This is a genomic window from Frankia sp. R82 (assembly GCF_023716925.1).
Taxonomy (GTDB): Bacteria; Actinomycetota; Actinomycetes; order Frankiales; family Frankiaceae; genus Frankia.
Genome location: NZ_JAMQQG010000278.1, coordinates 1 through 4202, shown reverse-complemented (window position 1 = coordinate 4202; position 4202 = coordinate 1). Strand labels below are relative to the sequence as shown.

The 4202-nt window shown below is 72.7% G+C and carries 4 protein-coding genes and 1 pseudogene; 2 read left to right on the top strand and 3 right to left on the bottom strand.

Features of this window, described 5'->3' with window-relative positions:
• Nucleotides 1-11: 11 nt before the first annotated feature.
• Together ND747_RS20205 and ND747_RS20200 are read right to left on the bottom strand one after the other, a co-directional pair.
• On the bottom strand, nucleotides 12-1349 hold the full coding sequence (locus ND747_RS20205) for a chromosome partitioning protein (RefSeq protein ID WP_251735416.1): 1338 nt from the start codon (nucleotides 1347-1349) through the stop codon (nucleotides 12-14).
• Nucleotides 1346-2140 (bottom strand): SAF domain-containing protein, encoded by a 795-nt coding sequence (locus tag ND747_RS20200; protein WP_251735414.1) that lies wholly within the window; start codon nucleotides 2138-2140, stop codon nucleotides 1346-1348. Before ND747_RS20200 ends, ND747_RS20205 begins: the two co-directional genes overlap by 4 nt.
• Nucleotides 2141-2593: 453 nt before the next feature.
• Between ND747_RS20200 and ND747_RS20195 the strand changes: the two genes are divergently transcribed.
• The gene (locus tag ND747_RS20195) at nucleotides 2594-2830 is read left to right on the top strand and encodes a helix-turn-helix domain-containing protein (protein ID WP_251735413.1); all 237 of its coding nucleotides are present in this window, start codon (nucleotides 2594-2596) and stop codon (nucleotides 2828-2830) included.
• Nucleotides 2831-2871: 41 nt separating this feature from the next.
• Here ND747_RS20195 and ND747_RS20190 read toward each other — a convergent pair whose 3' ends face one another.
• Nucleotides 2872-3441 carry a hypothetical protein gene (locus ND747_RS20190; protein ID WP_251735411.1) on the bottom strand — a complete coding sequence of 190 codons (570 nt, stop codon included), beginning with the start codon at nucleotides 3439-3441 and terminating at the stop codon, nucleotides 2872-2874.
• 270 nt (nucleotides 3442-3711) lie between these two features.
• Between ND747_RS20190 and ND747_RS20185 the strand changes: the two are divergent.
• Nucleotides 3712-4202, top strand: a pseudogene (locus tag ND747_RS20185) (hypothetical protein); the annotation flags it as partial.

The following is a 4202-nucleotide window of genomic DNA, read 5'->3' as shown; positions in this document are numbered from 1 at the left end:
ACCCGGCGGATCTAGCGAGCCTGTCGACGGAAGGTGCCACGGCGGCGGGCGGCCGCGGGCCGCCCGGCCAGGCGACCGGCGAGTTCGCGGATCGCGAGCCGGGCCGGAGAGGTCGGCGCGATGTCGCGCAGCAGCTGGCCGGCGACCTGGGCGGCGTCCAGCCCGGCGAGGTCGTAGGGAACGAGTGCAACCGGCTCACTGCCGGTGTGGCGCAGGATCGCCCGACTCACCTCACGGGTCGGCTCGCCCCCGACCACCGAGGCGCGCAGCCGGTTGACGACGATCAGTGGTTCGACGGTCGGCACGCTCTCGCGCAGATCCGCGAGCCCGCGGACAAACCGGACCAACCCCACCGGCTCCGCCGAGGCGACCGCAAGCACGATGTCCGCCGCCGCCAGGACCGCGAGCGTCGCACCGTTGCGCCGGGGCGCCGCGGTGTCGAACGACAGCTCCTCGTCGCTTTCCAGGCAGAAGCCACAGTCGACCACGATGTACGCCGACAGCCGCCGAGCCAGCGACAGCACGGTCTCCATGGACGCCGGGCGAAGCTCTGGCCAGCGCGACGGGCGGGAGATGCCGGGCAGCACCCGCAGCCCGTCGCCGAGATCGCGGCACAGCATGGCCAGGCGCGGCACGTCCAGCAGCCCCTGGTTGGCCGAGCGGGCCGCGGCGGCGAGCCCCGGCGCCTCCTCCAGCAGGCCGACGAGCTGGCCGATCGCGCCGCCATAGGAGTCGGCGTCGATCAGCAGGGTGGGTGCCCCGAGTGCGGCGATCTCCGCGGCCAGGCACAGCGCGAGGGTGGTGCGGCCCGGCGCACCGGCCGGCCCCCACACGGCGATCACCCGGCCGGCACCGACCTCGGGCACGTCTGCGCTGTCCCCGCCGACACCGAACGGGTCGAGCTGCCCGAAACCCGGCAGCGTCTCGCTGTAGCCGGTCGGCCAGCCGGTGACCGAGGCGGCGCTGCCGACGGCAGGATGGGAGGCCAGGGCCCGGGAGGCCTCGACGACGGCGCCGGCGACCACTTCCGCTGTGGCATCGGCCGCGATGACGGCGGCGACGCCGAGCTGGCGCAGCCGGCGATCGCCGTCCTCGTCGCCGGGGGCGATCAGACCGACGACGGCGATCCCGGCGATGGCCAGCCGGGTCAGCGCATCGCGGTCCAGGCGCCGTAGGTCAGCCGACAGCAGCGCGGCCCGCGCCGCGCCGGTGGTCGCCGCGGCCAGCAGATCCGGCAGATCGACGCAGCGGCGAACCACGGTCACCCCGAGATCGCGACGGTCGAACGCCGAGACGAGCCCCGCCTCCACGTCCGAGTCGGTCACCGCGGTCAGGATCGGCAGGCTCACCGCCCGTACCCCGCAGTGCTGGTCGGGCCGGTCGCGCCGACGCCACCGTTGGCGTCACGCTCCAGTTTCACGACGTCGACCCGCTCGCTCTGGGATGCCGCCACCGCCGCGATCGCGCCGTCGATCGGCACCCGCAGCGTGATCGACCGGTCGCCGCTGGCCAGCTTCTCCACCTCGACGAACTCGACGTCATGCAGCGCAAGTGTTTCGGCGCCGGACCCCGCTGCCGGCGCGGCCGGCGTGGTCGTGCTGTTCGCAGCCCCCGACCCGCCGCCCGGGCCACCGGTCTGGGCGGCGCCACCCGCGGACGCTCCGGCCTGGAAGACGTAGACATCCACATGGTCACCGGGCTCCAGCGCCGGCAGTCTGCCCGCCTTGACGATGACGGGCACCAGGCGGGTGGCCGTCCGGTCCCGCCCGGCGAAGTCGCCGCCGCTGACGAACTCACCCGCGTTCACCGGCCGGGCAAGCGTCGCCCCGGTCAGGTCACCCAGCCGGGCACCCGGGTAGTACCGGCCGGACGTGGCCCCGTCCAGCCGCGCGGACACGGTGCCCAGATCGCCGGCCACGACGACATGCCCCGCCGGGAGATCACCGCGGGCCACCACCCACTGCCGGGACGAGTCCGCCGACGCGAACAGCCGCGCGCCGACCACCACCGAGACCAGCACGAGCAGCACCCCGACGAGCAGCCGGGAATCTCGCCAGCGCCGACGGGTGAGCCGGCGCGCGGGGGGTGACGCCGGCGGCGCGGCCGTCTCGGGGCGGACCCCTGCAGCAAGCTCGGTCACCGGGAGACCTCCCTTTCTCCTGGCGGACCCTGCGGCGCGGGAACGCACCCTCCGGTCGCAGAGCGTACGTGGTCGAACAGCTCGAACCTAGTCATACCGGTGAGCTCGGTGGCGACATCGCATCGCATCCCACCACATCCGACCACCCAGCGCAGCGTCGGGCCACGCTACGTCAGAACCACCCCACGTCCCGACGTATCCGGACGTCGGGCCCACTCATTGGACGCGCAGGTGGGCCGGGTCGATGCGCACCCACCCATCCCACATCGCGGACACAATGTGGCCACCGCTTCCGGTCGACCCCTGGCTCAGTCATAGCGGTTGATGGCGAGCGGGGTCTTTCGACCATGACCGGGCGCAGTTATCCACAACCTGAAGCATCTGGAGACGATGGACGGTGGAATCTCTGGTACACACGAGAGGAGAGACATCCGGTCTCAGGAGGAGGACCCGATGAACGACCGCTTCCTGCAGCTGAGTGACGTGGCGGACATCCTCAACATCTCCTCCAGCCAGACCTACGCGCTCGTCCGCTCGGGCGAGCTGCCCGCGATCAAGATCGGTGGACGCGGTCAGTGGCGGGTCGAGCGCGCCGAACTCGAGGGCTACATCCAGCGTGCCTACGAGCAGACCAGGGCGTTCGTGGCCGCGAACCCGATGACCCGGGGCGAATCCGTCCCCGAGGACTGAACCGCCCCGGCACGGCCCTGCTCCGGCCTCGTCGCGTGGCGTCAGGGGATGCGGCGGATGTAGGCAAGGGCGTCCAGGGGCAGCGTCCACCCGGAGCGGATCTGCCCGCGGCGGGCGAACTCGCCCACGGCGTGCTCGGCGACCTCCAGGAAGTCCGCCCCCACCCGCACCGGCGTGCCGTGCAGTGTCGCCCCGTCCACGAACCGCAGTGTGCAGGTGGATCGGTCACGAACCAGTCCCCGCAGGACATAGCGCAGATCGAGCCGGGCGCCCAGCGGCCCCTCGTGCCCCGGCTGCGCGGACACGACCGGCAGGTTCTCGACCGCGAGCAGCGCCCGCATCGCCACCAGCGCCTCCGTCGCCCCCGGTTCGGCCAGCAGCAGCCAGTCCGTCCCGAGCGCGGCCAGGGTGCCGTGCAGGCTCTCCCCCGCCTGCTGACCGCCGAGCACCCGGATCCGGGCCGGATGACCCACCACCGGCCGCATCCGATCGATCATCCGCAGGTAGCCGGCCTCCCGACGGCTGCGGTCGGCCAGTTCCGCGGCGAACTCCGCCGCCTCGTTCGCCTCCCACTGCAGCTCGAGATCGGCGAACAGATCCTCCCAACGCATCGGATCCCCTCCGTTCCGCGTCTCATCCAACACGTCCCGCGGCCACCCGGGCCGCCCGAGTTCAGCCGGATCGTCCGACCTGCCGGCCTGGCCGGACCTGCCGTCGACCCTTCCGCACGCCCACTCCGAAGGCAACCGGGATTGACAGCGGGACCCAAGAGGGTTACACAAACAAACAGAGGCAAACGAAGAGTTTCGATGCCATCCACGAGACAACACACCCGGCAGGTAGCACCTCCGACCGGTAGTACGTCCGACAACCAGCACTTCTTGGAGACAGGGGCAGCGATCATGGGCACGGGGCGGGTGCGGCGCACGTTGGCGCGACTCGTTGGCGCAGCCGGCGCGATCGCCGTGGCGGCGGTTCTGATCGTCTTCGGCCCACGTGCCGCCGATCTGCCCGCAGGCCTTGGCGACCTGCCGGGCTGGTTCACCGCCGCGCCCGAGCAGGGGCTGGTCACGATCGTCGCGGCGGTGGCCTGGCTGTGCCTGCTGTGGCTGTGCCTGGGTGTCCTGCTCGCCACGGCGGCGGCCATCCCCGGCGGCATCGGCCGGCTGTCGGCGGCGCTCGCGCGGCTCGTCCTGCCCCGGGCCATGCGCCGGCTGGTCGAGGTCGGTCTGGGCGTCACCCTCGTCGCCGGGATCGGTCCGGTGATGACCGCGCTGCCCGCCATGGCCAGCCCCGCGAACCGGCCCCGCCACTTGCCCACGGTGTCCTCGCAGACGCCAAGCCTGGTGGCAATCGCCGCGTTGCCCGCACC

Bases quoted from the DNA above. Each gene is read 5' to 3' on its own strand.
- ND747_RS20190 (WP_251735411.1), bottom strand. From the start codon at position 3,441: ATGCGTTGGGAGGATCTGTTCGCCGATCTCGAGCTGCAGTGGGAGGCG.
- ND747_RS20195 (WP_251735413.1), top strand. From the start codon at position 2,594: ATGAACGACCGCTTCCTGCAGCTGAGTGACGTGGCGGACATCCTCAAC.